We start from the raw sequence: 18455 nt of genomic DNA on the forward strand, positions 1-18455 counted from the left end.
TAAAATTTACAAAAATGTTTGTCTTTAAAAAAAATGTTCTAAAAACATATAGTTTGCTTTTTATGGTTTGTGTACTTGCTTTAAGCAGCTGTAAAAAAGAGAAATCAACCACAAATTCATCCGAAGAAAAAAAGGAAAAAATTACTGTAAAAACTCCTGAAAACATGATTTGGGTAGAAGGAAAAACGTTTTTACAAGGCGCAAAAGAAACCGATACATATGCAATGCCAAGAGAAAAACCTGCTCATAAAGTTACTGTAGATGGTTTTTTTATGGATGTAACAGAAGTTACCAACAAACAGTTTGCAAAATTTGTTGATGAAACTAAATATATTACTGTTGCAGAACGCAAAATTGACTGGGAAGAAATGAAAAGTCAAGTTCCTGAAGGCACTCTAAAACCTCACGATTCTATTTTACAACCTGGAAGTTTAATTTTTAATAAGAATGTAAACGCAGTTGTAAACATGAATAATTATACACAATGGTGGACGTGGAAAATTGGTGCAGATTGGAAACATCCTGAAGGACCCGATTCTACTATTGATGATAAAGAAGATTTTCCTGTGGTTCATATTGCTTTAGAAGATGCTTTGGCTTATTGCAAATGGGCAAATAGACGTTTGCCAACGGAAGCTGAATGGGAAGCTGCAGCACAAGGAAAAAATACGGATGCCATTTTTACTTGGGGAAATGACACCACAATTTTAGATGCCAATGCCAATACTTGGCAAGGAACTTTCCCTTCAAAAAATGAATCTACAGATGGTTTTGAATTTATTTCTCCTGTAAAATCGTATCCTGCAAATAGCATTGGTTTATACGATATGACAGGAAATGTCTGGGAAATTACAAGCGATTTATTTAACGTAAATCATTACAAAGAAATTGACATTTCTAAACCAATCATAAATCCTAAAGGTGCAGAAAAATCATACAGTCCAAGCAATCCTTACCAAGTTGAACATGTTATGAAAGGTGGTTCTTTTTTATGCCACGAATCCTATTGTGCAAGTTTTAGAATCTCTGCAAAAATGGGAGTTGCTATAGATTCTGGTTCAGATCACGTGGGTTTTAGAACAGTTGCCACTCCAGAAATGTTAGCTTCAAAATAAAATATTTATGAAAAATCAGTTGAAAAAAACATTATTTATCATTTTATTTTTGTGCGCAAATCAAACTGTATTTGCCCAATTAACAGGAAAAATTATTGATCAAGAAGATGCAACCCCACTTGAATATGCTACAGTTGCTTTGTACAATCAATCGCCCAAAAAATTAATTTCGGGAGTTATTACCAATGAAAAAGGTATTTTTTCTTTTGATAAACTAAAAGCAGGAACTTATTTTATTGAAATTTCTTTTATTGGCTATCAACCTAAAAAAATAGAAAATATTGTTTTTTCTGGGGATGAAAAAAATCTTGGAGATTTACAATTGTCTTTAGGAAATTCTTTAAACGAAGTTGTCATTAAAGGCGAAAGAGCTGCTGTGGTTAGTAAAATTGATAAGCAAGTTTTTGATGCCACAAATTTCCAAAATAGTCAAGGAGGCACAGCAACTGAAGTAATTAAAAACCTGCCTTCTGTTTCTGTAAATGGAATTGGAGAAATTTCTGTAAGAGGAACTACTGGGTTTATTATTTTATTAAATGGCAAACCTGTTCAGGGAAATCCTGCAACAATTTTAAGTCAATTACCTGCAAATGCTATTGATAAAGTGGAAGTAATTACGGCTCCGTCTGCAAAATACGATCCTGAAGGAAAAGCAGGAATTTTAAATATCTTCACTAAAAAAGGTGCTTTAAATGGCACTTTTACACAAATAAATACACGAATTGGTGCTCCATCAATTGAAGATTACAACAATTCTGAAAGTGCAAAACGTTATGGAATTGATGCAACTTACAATTATAGAAAAGATAAATGGAATTTTTCTTTAGGTGCAAGTTACCAAAGAAATGATATTTCTGGTCGAAGAGAAGGTGATGTTTTTACGATTATTAATGATGTTAAAACAAGTTTTCCTTCTGATGGAGAACGCTCTTTTGATGAAGAAAACTATAGTGGAAATATCACTTTAGATTATACACCCAATAAAAACAACGAATTTTCTATCGGATTTTTTGTAGGAAAAAGAAGCAAAGACAGAACCGCTGATATTTTATATTTTGATAACAATGCTGTGCAACCTGCAGATAGCAATAATCGATTATACACGTTTCAATATTTTAATGAAAACCTACGAATTAGAACAAGCGATTTTGCTTTAGGTAGTTTTGATTATGCGCATACATTTGTAGATGAATCAAAAATATCGACTTCTTTTTTATATGAATATACGCTTTTAGGTGGCCCAACAACCAACAGGAATTTAGGATTTCCTGATACTTCTCAAATTCTTCAAGATGAATTTAACACGAATGATAATCCACTTTTTGGAACCTTATTTCGATTGGATTATGAGTTTGCTAAATTCTCTTTTGGAAAATTAGAAACTGGTTATCAATATCGTTTTTTAGATCATAAAGGCGATTTTGATTACACAAGAAGAAATAACGCCACTGGTATTTTTGAAACTGTGCCTGAATTTACAAGCCAAATTGATTTAAAAAGAACGTTGCATTCTGGTTACGTAAATGTATCTAACAAAAAAGAAAAATGGGAATATGTTGCTGGACTTCGATTGGAAAAAATGGATAGAGAATTGACTTTGCAAGGCGAAAACCAAACAGCACCAGAAGTTATAAATTACGATTATTTGCAATTATTTCCTTCAGCAACTGTTGCCTATACTTTAGAGAATAAAGCAATAATAAAAGCAGCTTATAGTAAAAGAGTGCAAAGAACAACTACCTTTAAAATGAATCCTTTTCGTGAAAGAGAACATTCTGAAACTTTAGAACAAGGGGATAAAAATCTACTTCCAGAGTTTGTGGATTTAGTTGAAATCGGGATTTCCAAACGAACTAAAAAAGGGAATTCTGTGTATGCAACTGCCTATTTAAGAAATGTAAAAAACTTGGTAAACAGAGTGAACAAGATTTTTAATGATACTATTTTAGACAGAATTTACACCAATGTTGGTACAGGAAGGTCTTTAGGTTTAGAATTAGGAGCGCAATTAAATCCAACAGAAAAATGGAGTAATTTTATTGGCTTTAATGTTTTTAATTTAGATATTAATGGCGATTTTGTGTATGAAGAAAATGGAGTTACGTTTACAGAACCAATTGATAATAATTCAACACAATATTCCATCAATTTAAATTCTACGTATCAATTTAATACAACCTCTTCTTTGCAATTTTCGCTGAATTATTTATCAGAAAGAGTTACTGCACAAGGAAAAGATTCCCGTTTTTATTCACCCAATTTAACGTTTAGAAAAACATTTTTAGACGATAGATTAGCAGCTACTTTACAATGGCAAAATATAGATATGGGCTTACTAAACACCAATGAACAAAGAATAACAACTTCGCAACAAAATTCGTTTTTTACAACTACAAATTATGTGTACGAAGTTGATATGATCAGTTTAAATGTGTCTTATAACTTTAATTCTAATAAAAATAAATCGAAATTTATTAAGAGTGAATTTGGTGCTAAAGAGTTTTAAAGTTTGATAAATAATTATCTGTAATTTTCCTCTTTTTCAACTTTATCGACATCATTTCAACTTTTCCAATAGGATGATCTTCGTAAAAATCATCAAAAGTTTTATTGGTAGCATACGTGTCTTTTAAAACCTTATACACCATTAAAATAACAAAAGCTTGACCAATTAACGAAGCATAAAAAATCCATTTAAACTCAAAGTCCATTGCACTAACAATAGTAACACTAATTAATAAAAGTGTACCCAAAATGATATAAATGTAAGCAGATTGTTTCATGATTTCTTAATTTTTGTTTAAATTTAATTAATTTTAGCTAAACAAAATTGTTTTCCTATACAGAATAACAGATCTTTAACGTTTTTAGAATTATCTTGTTAAAAAACACAAAATAAATTTGACGAGTCAAAATTTAAAAAAATTACATATTGTATCTTTATAAAACTTAATAAAAACCACATTACTTTGGAATTAAACATTTTAAACACACCTTTAGAATCTTGCTGCACAGCACCTGCAACTGGTTATTTTAGAGATGGATTTTGTAGAACAGCTGCTCACGATGTTGGCACACATACAGTTTGCGCAATTGTTACACAAGATTTTTTAGAATATTCAGCCTCAAAAGGCAACGATTTAATGACACCAATTCCACAATGGAATTTTCCTGGTTTAAAAGCTGGTGACAAATGGTGTTTGTGTATATCTAGATGGTTGCAAGCAGAAAAAGCTGGCAAAGCACCATTTATTGATTTAGAAGCAACACACATAAAATCTTTGCAATACACAACTTTAGAGCTTCTTCAAAAATATGAATTTCCTAAACTAAGCTAAATTTTGGAAACTCAAGAAATCATAACACAAATATCGTTATTAGCGGATGCTGGTTTGGTTGTTTTAATCTGGATGGTACAACTAATTGTATATCCAAGTTTTTTGTATTATCAGCCTAAAGATTTAGTTTCTTGGCATCAAAAATATACCAACAGAATTGCAGTTGTTGTAGTTCCTTTAATGGTATTGCAATTAGTTATTGCTTCTTATGATGTTTTTAATCTATTTGATATGCTAAATACCACTAGATTTTTATTAGTTATTTTTCTCTGGATCTTTACATTTACTAGCTTTGCTCCTCTTCACTTTAAAATAACAAATAATAATTTTGATGAAAAACTTTTAAATAAATTGATTCAAAGAAACTGGTTACGAACTTTATTATGGAGTTTGTTATTAGGAATAGGTCTTTGGAAATATTTTGTATAATAAAGAATAATAAAAATTTATTTACTAGTGATATCTAAATAATTACGTTTTACAAACGCTAAAATAGTTTCTAAAATTTCACCCATATTATTACAGTCTTTAAACTTTACATCACCCACATATTGTATTAAATGTTTTTTGAGGAGTTCTACATTTTCTGGAAATGAAATTGTATCTTTTTTCATACATTTTATCAAACGAGCAGTTCTTCTTGGAACAGTAATCATTCTTTTTGCCATATAAGAACGTTCTTCTAACTTATATTGTCTTATAGAGTTATTTTGTAATTTTTTACTCACCATTTCTACCATTTTGAAATTCTCTTTCATAAACTGTAGATTGTAAACTTTTAAATTCCCTTCAAAAGATTGCTGATCAAAATCGATGGCTCTAATTTTATAAATAATCTGGTCAAAATCGTGCGTAGGTGTTATTACGTAATTATAAGAACGCATATCTCCTAAAAGCCTCACCAAACAACGCTCTTTAAATTTTACAAATTCTTTTGCAATTTGTGCTTTTTCAGCTTCAGTACATTTTGGTAAAAAATCATTGATAAAATCGTCTCCAGGAATCCCTGCAATATGCTCTTCAATTAAAGTGTCTTTATACACTAAAAAATTCATACTATGAGGAGATAGAATATGCTCTAACTCCAAGCCATAAACTCTAGAAGCATCTGCTTTTTTAACGTAAAAATGGGTGTAGTTATCATTTAAAATATTCCTAACTTTTACTCGAAATGGTTTCGAATTCCCAAAAGTGCAATAGTCAATAGAATCTATATTTAAAAACGGAATGGCTTCGTCATTTCCATCCGAATGCAACATTGTATAAATTTTCTTTAAAGAATTATCAATCTCAACTCTATCCCATTCAGAATAATAGGTTCTTACCCAAAGTGTGTCTTCGTCATTTTTATCAAAAACGGTTATCGAACCTTGAAAGCGAAGTAAATCGTCATAAAAAATAGGTATTTTTATATTTCGATTGTATCTTTTTAAATATCCATCTAAAGCTTCACTTATTGGAAAAGCTGGTTTTTTTTTGGACATTAATTTTTTTTCTACTGCCATTTTTATAGGTTGATTTTCATCAAAAATAAGAATAATTAAAAGAATTAATAAATGCGAATTATTAAAGATTTTTAATTGCTTCGAATTTTGTTTTATTTAGATAAAAAATGCCACGAATTCACGAATAAAATCAACATAATCTTTAAGAATTATTGAATTTACACCAATTCAAAAAGCTTTCCTGGTAAAGGTTTTGTGATTCCTTTCATTTCCATTTGCAACAATATTGATGACAACTGATAAATAGGAATATTACATTCTAAAGAAATCACATCCAATAATTGTTGTCCTTTATCACTTAATAAATCATAGATTTTCTGTTCACTTTCGTTTAAATCTATAAATAATTGTTTTTGAATTACTTTTTTTGGTTTTTCTTGAATGTCCCAATTAAGCATTTTTACAATATCTTCTGATGATGTTAGTAAAGTTGCTCTATTATTTTTAATTAAATTATTACAACCTTTACTATAAATATCGGTTGTTCTGCCAGGAATTGCAAACACATCTCTGTTATAAGAGTTGGCAATATCCGCAGTTACTAAAGAACCACCTTTTTCTGCACTTTCTATAATGATGGTTGCTTTAGAGATGCCTGCCACAATTCGATTTCTTTTTAAAAAATTTTCTCTTAAAGGTTGTTCTTCACTCCAAAATTCGGTTAAAAAACCACCATTTTCATTTACTTCATTGATATACTTTTTATGAACTTTAGGGTAAATTTGCTCAAATCCATGAGCCAAAACTGCAATGGTTTGTAACTTATTTTTAATAGCGATTTTATGCGCGCAAATATCAACTCCGTATGCAAAACCACTTACTATAACAGGATTGTATTGTACCAAATCTTCAATTATTTTTGTACATAAATCACGCCCATAAGAACTCATATTCCTAGTACCAACAATCGAAATTATTTTATCATTATTTAGATTGATATTGCCATCTTTAAAAATTAAAATAGGACTATCAATACAATTTTGAAGATTTACAGGGTAATCATCTTCCAAAAAATAAGTAAACTTAATATTGTTGTTTTTTATGTAATTTAATTCTTGTTCAGCAGCTTTTAGGTTTTTTTCATCATACAGGTGTTTTAAAACATGACTTCCTATTCCATTGATTTTTTGCAAAGTAGCTGATTTTTCATTAAATATTTCCTCGACATCACCCACATTTACAATTAGTTTTTTTGCTAAGATATCGCCAATTGCTCTGCTTTTTTGCAATCGTAAAATAGCCAATAACTTTTCATCTTTCATTTCGTAACAATTTCATTGTCAATATATAACTTTTTTGTTGATAAAAATTATGGATAAAAGAACATTTAAAAGACAAAAATTTTATATTTGTTATTATGATATTAGCCAACTACATTAGCGATTTGCTATACAGATATGAATGCGTAATTGTACCCGATTTTGGTGGTTTTGTAACCAACAAAATAGGCGCAAAGATTAACGAACTTGATCACACATTTTATCCACCCTCTAAACAAATTACGTTTAACAGTCATTTAACTGTTAATGATGGTTTGTTGGCAAATTATATTGCTTCGTCAGAAAATATTTCTTTCGAAAAAGCTTCTAATGCTATTGCTTTGTCTGTAATTAAATGGCAAAACCAACTACAAACAAAACCTTTAGAAATTGGTTCTATTGGTGTTTTGTCTTTGAATGAAAATGGACAAATTATTTTTGAACCTAACCATACTACTAATTATTTAGCAGCTTCTTTTGGTTTATCAACTGTTAATTCTCCAGCTATAAAAAGACATAAAGAAATTGTAAAACCTTTAGTTCCTATTGATGAAAAATCAACTAAAAAAGGAATACCTACTTTTATTAAATATGCTGCAACTGCTGCTATTTTATTAACATTAGGAGGTGTTGTTGGTACTAATATTTATCAACAAAATAAGCAAGAAGTACTTTTTGCAAATCAAAAAGATGCTTTAGATAAAAAAATACAAGCAGCTACTTTTGTAATTTCAAACCCTTTACCAACTCTTGAGCTAAAGATTGTAAAAGAAGAGAAAGTAATAAAACCTTTTCATGTGGTTGCTGGCGCGTTTCAGTTTCCAGAAAATGCCGAAAAGAAAGTAAATGAACTTAAAGAATTAGGCTATGAAGCTAGTATTTTGGGTGTTAACAAATGGGGATTAACAGAGGTTGCTTTTAATAGTTTTTCTGATAAAAATGATGCGATAAATAACCTTTACAAAATACAAAAATCAGTTTCTAAAGATGCTTGGTTATTGGTTAAAAAGTAACGTTTATTAACACGCTATTCTTACCTTTGCAAAAATTTTAAAAAAATGGATGCAAAAACAGCCAAAGAATCTTTAACTGTACTGACGGATTTAGTTTTACCTGGAGATACTAATTATTTAGACAACCTTTTTGGTGGCGAATTATTGGCAAGAATGGATAGAGCTTGCAGTATTGCTGCAAGAAGACATTCTGCCAGAATTGTGGTTACTGCTTCTGTAAATCATGTTGCTTTTAACAAATCTGTGCCAGTTGGGAGTGTGGTTACTTTAGAAGCCAAAGTTTCTAGAGCGTTTAAATCTTCTATGGAAATTTATGTGGATGTTTGGATTGAAGACAGACAATCTGGTTTAAAAACCAAAGTAAATGAAGGTATTTATACCTTTGTTGCTGTAGATGAAACTGGAAAACCTGTTCAAATTCCGCAAATAACACCTGAAACTGATTTAGAAAAAGAACGTTTTGAAGGTGCTTTAAGACGTAAACAACTAAGTTTAGTTTTGGCAGGTAAATTAAAACCAAATGATGCCACAGAATTAAAAGCACTTTTTAAATCTTAAATTATGTTAGAATATTTAAATCATTTTAAAATTATAGAATCTCTAATAATCATTATTATTGTTATTTTTTTAAAAGTGATGATTACAAATTCTTTGAGAAAAATCCGTATTAAATTCGGATTTCAAAAAACAAGAGTAATCATTATTAATAGGGTGATTACTTTTATTTTATATGCTTCTGCCATTGTTATTATTGCTTTTATTTGGGGTGTAGATGAAAAGCAATTATTGGTATATATATCATCGTTTTTAACCATTTTAGGAATTGCGTTTTTTGCACAATGGTCTATTTTATCAAACATTACAGCAGGTTTAATTTTATATATTAATTATCCTGTAAAAATTGGGGATAGCATTACTGTTTTAGAAAAAGACAATAACGTTACTGGAGAAATAAAAGATATTGGCGCTTTTTTCATCACACTTAAAACCAAAGAAAACGAGTTAATTACCATGCCAAATGCCATGATCCTTCAAAAAAACATTCGTTATTTTACTGAATAACTTTAAATTAAAAACACATAAAAATGCCATTTAAAGCTGATAAACTCAATTTTAAATGGCATTTTTTTATCTTAAATCTTTAGGGTCAATAATTTTTTGCGCTAACAATTCTTTCATCACAATCTCTGTCATATCACTTTTAAAAGCAAATTCGTAACGAATATCTACAACATACGCCTTTAAACGCATTTTTAAATAAGAACGCCCTTCTTTTACTTCATTAAAAAATAGTACGTAAATGGGTTTGTTTAAGTAGATATATTTAGAAACCTGTGCAGATTCATTAGCTAATTGACGCACACGTTTTGTATCAACAGTAATTGGCAGATAAATTTCGGCAACCACTTGGCAATTGGCTTCACCCGTATTTGAGTTAGAAACAGATTGATTCATCAATTCACCATTTGGAATACTAACCAAAGAATCGTCTGCAGTTACAATTCTTATAGAACGCAAACCAATTTCTACCACTTCTCCATAATGACTGCCAACTTCTATTTTGTCACCTACCATAAAAGGCCTGTCTAATAAAATAATAACGCCACCAAAAATGTTTTTAATAATATCTTGTGATGCAAAACCAACTGCAATTCCTAAAGATGCAGAAACTGCTAGAACTGTTGATTGTGGTGGCTGAAAAATACCAACAATGATTAAAACCATAATCGTTATCCACCCAAAAATCTTTACAATAGGAATAATTCCTTTGATGGTAATTCGTTGATTTGTAAATTTTTCCGCATATTTTTCTAGCAATGAAATTGTAAAACGAATTATTAAATATCCTACAATTATAAAAATTAAAGCCCAAAATATTTTCCAAAAAGAAAACAATTCCCAAATTGCTGGTGGTTTTAAGTTTTCTACTATTTTATCTTTTGTGGCTTTATCAGCTGTTTTTACTTTATTTTCAGTTTCGTTTTTTACAGGTTCTATAATTTTTGTAGCATCTATTTTTACAGTATCTATAGGTTGCTGAATTGGTATTTCAGGTTCTTGAAACGCTGTGTTACTTTCTTTTGCAACCATAAAGCTGGCTGAAATAAAAAGAAATATAAATAGTATTTTTTTCATAATTTCAGGCTTAATGTATTACGTTTTTACTCTTTAACAACGAAGTTATTTGTCGATATAAAAATATGTTTATTGTATAGAATTTTTCGTTATCCATCGTTAACAATCCATTTTCAAAAAGTGCGTGTACAATATTTTTAGTTTGCTGTTCATTTAGGCTAGAAAGTTCAATAAGATCTTCTAAAGACAATCTTTCTTGCAACAAAATACTATTTAAAAAAAGCAATTTTATAGGTGATAATTTATTTAAAAATGATGTATCTATTGTTTTTAAAGAACGCATATAAATAGTACTTCCAGAAACTTTTACTGTAGAGCGAATCCAATACATAAAAGCGATTCTAAAGTTGCTTTGTGCAATTTTATTAATGTCACTAAAAAATTCTTCTCTTAAAATTTCTTGCTGAACTTCTTCAGGAGATTTTAAAAATTTACTAGATAAATATGCAACTGGTGGTTGCTCGAAGTGTAAATTATAACCACTAATTTTATGTCTTTTTATCAAAGCATCTTTCATGGTTTCTTTATCCATTTCTAACATTTGAATGTTAAAAGCAAAAAGTTCTGATATTTGAATGGATTTATCTAAATATTGAAAAGCATATTTGGCTGAGGTAACAATCCAAAAAACACTATTTTTTGTGGATGCAATTAAATTAGAAAGCTGATGCAATACATTAAAACCACCTACTTTTCTAAAGTAAAAATATTGAATATCTTCTAATACAATCGTCCTCTTTTTACCACTATTAAAATAAGCAATCCATTCTTCTATCGTTGTTAATTCTTTATCAAAAGAATCGTTTAAAAATGCCATTAACTCATAATGTTCGCTAAGATTTTCTTTGGATGACAAAAAAGTTGTTTTCGCTAATTTTTTGTTTTTATTGATAAAATTATGAACTAAAGAAGTTTTTCCAGAGCCACGTTCACCAATAATTACAGTTGCTGCATATTGATTGTTTTGAAAAGCATTATACGCTTTTTGCAAGCTATCTAAAGCATTTGTTCGCCCAATAAATAAAGTTTCATTTTGTAAAGTCTCAGATCTAAACAATCGCTGATACACGTAAGGCAATTCATCTAATGCTCTTTCTGCCTGTTTTAAAAACTCAGATAAATCGCTTGTAACACCTACTGGTTCTTTGTACCAACCATTTCTTAACAGCATACTTTTTACAGAAGCTACAGTTTTTTTATACTTGGTTTTACCATAAAGCATGGCAACAGGAACAAAGTTTTTTACATTATTTAGTACCTTTTCTTTTAGTAATTTACTTTTTTCAATAGATTTTGCCTTGGCAATTGTTAATCTAATTTCAGTAATATTTTCTGTATCAGTTAACTCTAAAATACTTTTGTTAAACTTGGCAATACTAGGAAGAAGTAATTCTCCATTAGCTGTATTTAAATTAACTAATGTGTTTTTTAAATCCTCAATTTTTTCTTCACTTCTTTCCAATCCCTCTAAAGCTACTTTTTTAGGTGTATTTTCTTTGGATGTATTCTCTTTGGTTTCACTCTCAAAAAGTGATAATGCAGACTCTAAATTAAACTCACATACTTGGCTTAAAGCGTTAATATCATCAACAAAAGTGGTTACTTTTAAATTAAGATCTAGTTTTACTTGCTTAATTTTTGCTGCAAGACTTGGCCAACTTTGGTAAGAAACCAATTCATAAGGAGAAATATAATTGATTGAAGAAGCAACTGTTTTTGTAGTATAATCATTATCTGAACTTATAGCTCTCTTTGTTGAAAGTGTCTTTAAAACATTTAACGCATTTTCTTCAAAATCATTAATTTGTAACGGAATTTCTTGATTGGTGATTCGAATAGTAGTTTCTTCAATAAGTGTATTAAAATCTTTACTTAAATTCTTTAATTCACTTATTATAGCTGCCTTTAAGGCTGTTTTTGTGTCGGAATTAGCAATAGTGCTTTTTACATTTGTAATGTAATTTTTAAGAACTGTTAATTCCTGTCCAATAAGCTCTGAACGTTTTTCAATTGATTTTCCAAGCTTATCATAAGTAAACATTACATGAAAAATAATGGTAAATATTTCGATATCTAACTCCCAATCACTTTCAAAAACACTAAACGTATTTTGCCAAAGAAGTGCATTTTTATGGCTCTTTTCTAAAACATCTTTTTGATATTTTGCAATATTTTGTGCTCTAAAAAAGTTTGCAGACAATTCAATTGTATCTGCTTTATAAAGTGCATTTGTATAATTTAAAATATTCGCCTCAAATATTTCTTGAAACGTTTTTTTATGATTTTCAATTCGTGCCTCTAAAGAAGGAATTGTTTGAACATTGGTAGACAACTCTTCAGAAAAATCTAAAACCGTATTATTTTCTAAATAAAGTTCAATTTTTTCGTCGATTTTTTTATCTATTGACCAATAATTGTCTGTGATTTCAGAAATCTCTTTATAAATAGCCTCAATAACTTCATTTAAATTATGGATAAGCTCGCTTTTAAAATAGTATTCAGTAACATTTTTAAAGGGAATTTCTTGTTGCCAATAAACAATTTCCTTTTTTGTTTTTCTAAATACATTAGCTGTTTTTAATGGCAGTTTTGAAACGGTAAACAGTGATTTTTTTACGCCCTTTCTAAACTTTAATAATTTCGAATCGCCATCTAATTTTAAAAATCGTTCTTTATCTTGTACACGTTTAATCGTTTCATCTAAAGTTTCTAAATGCGTATTTAACTCTCTAAAATAGGCATCAAACAACAACTCATCTCCTAAATTTAAAGTCGAAAAGTAACTGGAAACAATCTTTTCTAACTCAGTTTTGTACTCATTTAACTTTCTAAAAACTAAATTTTTATCATCTTTCTTAAAATTGTGAGCAATTAATTTATTTTGAAGTTCATTTATCTCTAAAATTACTTTGTGATGTGCTTTAATTTTATTGAAAAAAACAGGCAACAATGTTTCATTGAATAGTGCTGCAATAGTGTGTTGTTGTAAAGAAATAATTTCTTTCATAAATTATCTTGAAATATAAAGGTATTTAATGTATGCCTTTATTTAAGCGCAAATTACAAAAGAATTTTGATACTATTAAAAATATTATTTGTATTCATTATTCTAAATATTTTTGAGCAAAAAAAAAGTGCAGTTTAAAAACTACACTTTTATCATCTTTATTATTGAGGATTATGCCATTTGTTCTTCATGTTTCCCTTCATATACTTCCTCTACTAATTTTGCATTAAATGCTGGTAAATCGTTTGGGTTTCTACTAGTTACCAATCCAGAATCCACTACTACTTCTTCATCTGTCCAGTTTGCACCAGCATTTATCATATCTGTTTTAATAGATTTATAGGATGTGATATTTCTTCCTTCTAAAACGCCTGCTTCTGCTAATAACCAAGGTGCATGACAAATTGCTGCTACTGGCTTACTATTTTCAAAAAACGATTTTACAAAATTTACAGCATTTTTATCGGCTCTTAATGTATCTGGATTTATAACGCCTCCAGGCAACATTAAAGCATTATAATCTGCTTGTGTAACTTGGTCTAATGTTTTATCAACTTTATAGGCTTTTCCCCAATCTCCATCTGCCCAAGATTTAATTTCACCAGATTTTAAGGATATAATATGTACGTTTGCTCCTGCTTTTTCCAAAGCTTTTTTAGGCTCTCTTAATTCGCTTTCTTCAAAACCATTTGTTGCTAAAATTGCAACATTCTTTCTATCTAAATTTTCCATTTCTATGTTTTTAAGATTAAAATGAGATTAGTGCTTTACTAACTCATTTCAAAATTACAAATAATTTGAAAGTGTAATTTGCTCAAAACATATTAAATTTAGCACAAACACTATTTTAAAAAATTTTATCTTTTTAATATCCAAGCAGCAGGATCTAATATTTCAGTATTTTTTAAAAGCACAAAAACCAACTTAGTTTTACCATTTATCTTATCCGTAAATATCTTCCCTAAATTTTGTCCTATATCAACTTTATCGCCTTTTTTAACTAAAGAATTTTCAAGATTATTATAAGAACTTATATAATTTCCATGACGAATAAAAACGTTTTTTGTACCATCAGAACCCACCAAAACATTTAAAACTTCGCCACTAAAAATAGCTTCTGCATTGCTTCCTCTACTTGTTACAATATGCAAACCAGTTCCATTAATTATAATTCCAGGAAATGTAGGATCAGGTTGTTTTCCAAACTTTCTAACCACCAATCCTTCTTTTACAGGCCAAGGTAATTTACCTTTATTTAGCTCAAATTTTGTTGCTAAAGCTTTTGCTTCTGGCGTTAAAATAAACTCATTTTTCTTAGTCGCTGTTTTAGGTTTATCTTTTAATTTTGATAAAGCCAATCTGTTTGCTTTCTCAATTTCATCTCTAATAATTTTATCTATTTGAGCAGCAACTCTCCTATCTTCTTTTACGTTTTTTTCTATTTCTCTTTTGTATTTACCTTCTGTCTTTTTAATGATAGAAAGTAAATTTTCTTGCTTCTTTTTATCAGCTTCAATTTCTTTTTTCTGATTTTTTTCTGCTAAAAGTAACGTTTCTTTATTTTTCTTTTGGATAACCAAAGAGTCGTTCTTTTTTTCGATAACACTTGTTTGCTCTAAAATTTCTTCACCTTGTTTTTTTCTGAATTGGGTATATTGTTTCATATACTCCAAACGTTTGTAAGCTTGATAAAAATTCTGTGAAGACAACAAAAACATTGTTCTGCTTTGTTGGGATTTACTTTTGTAAGATTTGTAAATCATCTCACCATAATCGGCTTTTAAGGCTTTTAAGGCTTTATTTAATTTTGCAATTTCTCGTTCGTTTGTTCTTATTTCGTTAGATAAAAGTTTCGCTTCTAAATTAATCGTGTTTATTAGTTTGTTTCTTACTACTATTTTTTGGTTGATATCTTTTAAATCTTCTAAGGCGTTTTTTTCTTTCTTAGTTTCATTAAAAAGTAATCTATTTAATTTTACAATTTCTGCCTTATATTTTTCTCGCTGATTTTCCAACTCTCTTTTTGTTTGACTAAAAACAGACAAACTCATAAAGAAAACCATAGAAAAGACAATATGAAACTTTATATTTTTCATTAAAATGTAAGCTGTTTATAACCACTAGGAATGCTAAAAGACATTTCTACATCTGTATTGAATTCCACAGATTTATACTCTAAATCAATGGCAGTAACTTTTTTTGCGTTTTTTGCTTTGATGTTAATTTCTGAAGGAAAAATAACGTTATCAATAATGTTGTATGATGGATATTGCACATCTAAACGTAAATCTTTCTCTGCATTTACAATAGATTGTTCGTCTAATTTAAAATGTGCAGGATTTATAGTAAAGAAAATATCAAACAATGCAGCTTGTTTTTCAGGTGATAAAATATATCGATTGTCCACAACTTCCACATTTTGATCTTCCTCTTTTAAATTTAATAAAGATTGCCCTAAAAATAGATTTTGTAGTTGTTCAAAATTAATTTCTACACCTAGAAATTCTTTCATCATTGAAAAATCACCTTCAAAATAATGTTTAAAGACAGAGGAGTAATATTTAACAGAGGTTGGTGTAATTTCGGCTTTAAAAACAGTGATAAACTTGGTTCCTTTTAGCCAAATAACCTCATCTTTTTTCATTTTCATTTGCACAGATAAGCCTTGATTGGTTTTTCCATTATCAAAATTCACTTTTAGTTTGGCATCCAATGTTTTCTTATCAAAATTAGCAGCCATGTGTTTTTTTGCTACTTTTTTGGCAGAAATATCTTTGGCTGTTGCATTTGCATCAATCATATTTTTTGTTGTTTTACAAGAAGTAAAAATTATTGTAAAAAGCAGTATGTATTTAAAGTACTTCATTTTTTAACTTTTCAATTTATCAGCTTTCTGTTGATATTTATTTTCTTCAATCAAATTACCTAAACCTTTGTAGGCCTTAGCCATTTCTATATAAAAATTGGCTTCCATGTTGTCTTCTATCACAAAATCAAACCCATTCTCTAATACAGATAACGCTTCTTTATGATTTTTCTGATAATTTAATGCTTTTCCTTTCATTAAATATACAAAAGGTTGGGCAGGAAACAACAAAATACCTTCGTCACTTAATTTTAATAGTTGAGTTGCATTGTCCTCAGAAATCTTTAAAATTTGCTCTAAAATAGTATACGATTTTTCTGTTTCAAACTGATTAATTAAAGAGGTAATATCAGATAATTTCTTTTCTTCAGCTTTTGGTTTTTTTCTCTTTTCTAAACTTGCTTTCAAACTTTTTAAATTCGCCGAAAGTAAATTTTCATCTTCCAAGGTATTCATTAAAGAAATGGCTTCTTTATATTGCCTATTATATAAATAAAGACGCACTAAAAAGGCTCTTTCTTTAGGATTTAGAGCAACTATTTTTTGTTGTGTATTGATAGCTGCTTCTAAATTATTTTCCTGTTGATAAATTTTCACCAAATGTTTTAACATCCAAACATTATCCCCATCTTTTTGTAAAGCTCTTTCTATATATTCTTTGGCTAATAACGTATTTTTTAATAAAAGATAATTTTTAGAAAACTCAAAAAAAACAGCCATATTATTCTCTAACAGTTGGTTGCAATTTTCTAAATTTTCTAGCGCTTTTTGATAGTTTCCAATCGCTTTTTCTGAAAGTGCTTTAAAAAAGAATTGTTGAAATTTTAATTCTGCTTCTTCAGATAAATCTTGGTTTGCAGGAATGCTATCTTGTGAAAAAGATGAAAAAGAGAAAAGAAAAAAGAGAAAAGAGAAAAGAGCCAATCTTATAGCATAAAACTGTCTCTCTTTTCTATGTTCTTTATTCTTAAATCTTATATTCATTAAGTTAATTCTGTATAATCTCCAATACTCACAGAGGTATATGCTGCATTGTATTTTGCATGATTTCCAATCATTGCATTCGTTAAATTAGCATTCGAAATTTCTACATTTTTCTGAATTAACGAGTTTGTAATGGTAGAATTTGAAACCACACTATTTTCACCTATAGAAACATATGGGCCAATTTTAGTGTCTTTTAAAACTACATTTTTACCAACATAACAAGGTTGTATAATTTCTGAATTTTCTAAAACCACATCATCAGCAACCAAATTATTACCAGCTTCATGCTCAAAAGCAAGAGTTTGTTTGTTGGTATCTACAGTTGGATCTTTTTTACCACAATCCATCCAAGCAGTTACTTTTCCTGGTAAAAACTTAGCTCCTTGTTGTTTTAAAGATTCTAAAACATTTGTTAGTTGATATTCGTCGTTTTCTTTTAAATCATTATCAATTAAATATTGAATTTCCTCTAAAAGTTTTTCGCCACTTTTAAAGTAATAAATTCCAATAATTGCTAAATCAGACACGAATTCTTTTGGCTTTTCAATAAAATCTGTAATCACACCATCTTCTAATTTCACTACTCCAAAAGCACTTGGGTTTGCTACTTGACTTACCCAAATTGCTCCATCAGCATTTACATCTAACTTAAAATCTGCTTTAAACAAAGTATCTGCATACGCAACTACACATGGCCCACTCAAAGATTCTTTTGCGCAATAAATTGCATGCGCAGTTCCTAATGCTTGCTCTTGCACATACACTGAACCTTTTGCACCTAACTCGTCTGCAATTTTTAATAATTTTTCTTCTGTATCTGTAGGAAAACCTTTGGCAGTTGTACCAATTACAAAAGCTATTTCATCAATTTTTTCATCAATAACAGAGGCAATATCTTCTACTAAACGTTGTACAATTGGTTTCCCTGCTATTACTGTTAAAGGTTTTGGAACTGTTAAAGTATGTGGTCTTAAACGAGATCCAATACCAGCCATAGGCACTATAATTTTCATAAACTATTTCTTTAAAATATGCCTGCAAGATAGTATTTATTGAGGGACTTAAAAAATTGTTTTTCAGTTTAAAGGTCTATAAAAAATGTTTTCAATTTATTTTGAGCCTCCCCCTAAAGGAGGAGGACGCTCCTCCTTTAGGGGGAGATGAAATTTACCCCTTTAGGGGGATTGACTGGCTTTCTTATTAGTAGTAATTTTACATTGTAAAAAAGT

Annotated in this window: 17 protein-coding genes; 7 read left to right on the forward strand and 10 right to left on the reverse strand. The window is 29.3% G+C overall.

Features of this window, described 5'->3' with window-relative positions; all coding sequences use genetic code 11:
* Positions 1-14: 14 nt before the first annotated feature.
* Positions 15-1115, forward strand: coding sequence for a formylglycine-generating enzyme family protein (locus tag P161_RS0102765; protein WP_051605644.1), 1101 nt, complete (start codon positions 15-17; stop codon positions 1113-1115).
* A gap of 7 nt (positions 1116-1122) precedes the next feature.
* The gene (locus P161_RS0102770) at positions 1123-3621 is read left to right on the forward strand and encodes an outer membrane beta-barrel protein (protein ID WP_036841182.1); all 2499 of its coding nucleotides are present in this window, start codon (positions 1123-1125) and stop codon (positions 3619-3621) included.
* Here P161_RS0102770 and P161_RS17930 read toward each other — a convergent pair.
* Positions 3608-3898 (reverse strand): hypothetical protein, encoded by a 291-nt coding sequence (locus tag P161_RS17930; protein WP_197026319.1) that lies wholly within the window; start codon positions 3896-3898, stop codon positions 3608-3610. The two genes, P161_RS0102770 and P161_RS17930, sit on opposite strands and share 14 nt — an antisense overlap.
* Before the next feature lie 186 nt (positions 3899-4084).
* Here P161_RS17930 and P161_RS0102780 point away from each other — a divergent pair, with 186 nt between their 5' ends.
* A complete protein-coding gene (locus tag P161_RS0102780; RefSeq protein ID WP_026775556.1) occupies positions 4085-4453 on the forward strand; it encodes a DUF2237 family protein in 369 nt (122 codons plus the stop codon).
* Positions 4454-4456: 3 nt separating this feature from the next.
* Positions 4457-4882: a hypothetical protein gene (locus P161_RS0102785; RefSeq protein WP_026775557.1), complete on the forward strand. Its 426-nt coding sequence runs from the start codon at positions 4457-4459 to the stop codon at positions 4880-4882.
* A 17-nt stretch (positions 4883-4899) separates the two neighbouring features.
* On the opposite strand, the gene P161_RS0102790 is transcribed toward P161_RS0102785, so the two are convergent.
* Positions 4900-5958, reverse strand: coding sequence for a hypothetical protein (locus P161_RS0102790; RefSeq protein ID WP_026775558.1), 1059 nt, complete (start codon positions 5956-5958; stop codon positions 4900-4902).
* 158 nt (positions 5959-6116) lie between these two features.
* Positions 6117-7220: a DNA-processing protein DprA gene (dprA, locus tag P161_RS0102795; protein WP_026775559.1), complete on the reverse strand. Its 1104-nt coding sequence runs from the start codon at positions 7218-7220 to the stop codon at positions 6117-6119.
* A 95-nt stretch (positions 7221-7315) separates the two neighbouring features.
* Here dprA and P161_RS0102800 point away from each other — a divergent pair, with 95 nt between their 5' ends.
* From P161_RS0102800 to P161_RS0102810, 3 genes are read left to right on the forward strand one after another with little or no spacing between them, the layout of a single operon-like run.
* Positions 7316-8230, forward strand: a complete 915-nt coding sequence (locus P161_RS0102800; protein ID WP_026775560.1) for an HU-CCDC81 and SPOR domain-containing protein — start codon at positions 7316-7318, stop codon at positions 8228-8230.
* Between the two features lie 45 nt (positions 8231-8275).
* Positions 8276-8788: an acyl-CoA thioesterase gene (locus P161_RS0102805; RefSeq protein ID WP_026775561.1), complete on the forward strand. Its 513-nt coding sequence runs from the start codon at positions 8276-8278 to the stop codon at positions 8786-8788.
* Between the two features lie 3 nt (positions 8789-8791).
* Positions 8792-9292, forward strand: a complete 501-nt coding sequence (locus P161_RS0102810) for a mechanosensitive ion channel domain-containing protein (RefSeq protein ID WP_026775562.1) — start codon at positions 8792-8794, stop codon at positions 9290-9292.
* 66 nt (positions 9293-9358) lie between these two features.
* Here P161_RS0102810 and P161_RS0102815 read toward each other — a convergent pair whose 3' ends face one another.
* From P161_RS0102815 to P161_RS0102845, 7 genes are all read right to left on the reverse strand, one after another.
* Entirely contained in the window at positions 9359-10366 is a 1008-nt protein-coding gene (locus tag P161_RS0102815; protein ID WP_197026320.1) for a mechanosensitive ion channel family protein, read from the reverse strand.
* Positions 10367-10376: 10 nt separating this feature from the next.
* The gene (locus P161_RS0102820) at positions 10377-13373 is read right to left on the reverse strand and encodes an ATP-binding protein (RefSeq protein ID WP_026775564.1); all 2997 of its coding nucleotides are present in this window, start codon (positions 13371-13373) and stop codon (positions 10377-10379) included.
* Between the two features lie 171 nt (positions 13374-13544).
* Positions 13545-14105, reverse strand: a complete 561-nt coding sequence (locus P161_RS0102825; RefSeq protein ID WP_026775565.1) for a type 1 glutamine amidotransferase domain-containing protein — start codon at positions 14103-14105, stop codon at positions 13545-13547.
* Between the two features lie 125 nt (positions 14106-14230).
* Positions 14231-15469, reverse strand: coding sequence for a murein hydrolase activator EnvC (locus P161_RS0102830; RefSeq protein WP_026775566.1), 1239 nt, complete (start codon positions 15467-15469; stop codon positions 14231-14233).
* Positions 15469-16239, reverse strand: a complete 771-nt coding sequence (locus P161_RS0102835) for a DUF4292 domain-containing protein (protein WP_026775567.1) — start codon at positions 16237-16239, stop codon at positions 15469-15471. Before P161_RS0102835 ends, P161_RS0102830 begins: the two co-directional genes overlap by 1 nt.
* Before the next feature lie 3 nt (positions 16240-16242).
* A complete protein-coding gene (locus tag P161_RS0102840; RefSeq protein WP_026775568.1) occupies positions 16243-17223 on the reverse strand; it encodes a lipopolysaccharide assembly protein LapB in 981 nt (326 codons plus the stop codon).
* Entirely contained in the window at positions 17223-18239 is a 1017-nt protein-coding gene (locus tag P161_RS0102845; RefSeq protein ID WP_026775569.1) for a sugar phosphate nucleotidyltransferase, read from the reverse strand. Before P161_RS0102845 ends, P161_RS0102840 begins: the two co-directional genes overlap by 1 nt.
* Positions 18240-18455: the final 216 nt, after the last annotated feature.

It is taken from the genome of Polaribacter sp. Hel_I_88 (assembly GCF_000687935.1).
GTDB lineage: Bacteria > Bacteroidota > Bacteroidia > Flavobacteriales > Flavobacteriaceae > Polaribacter.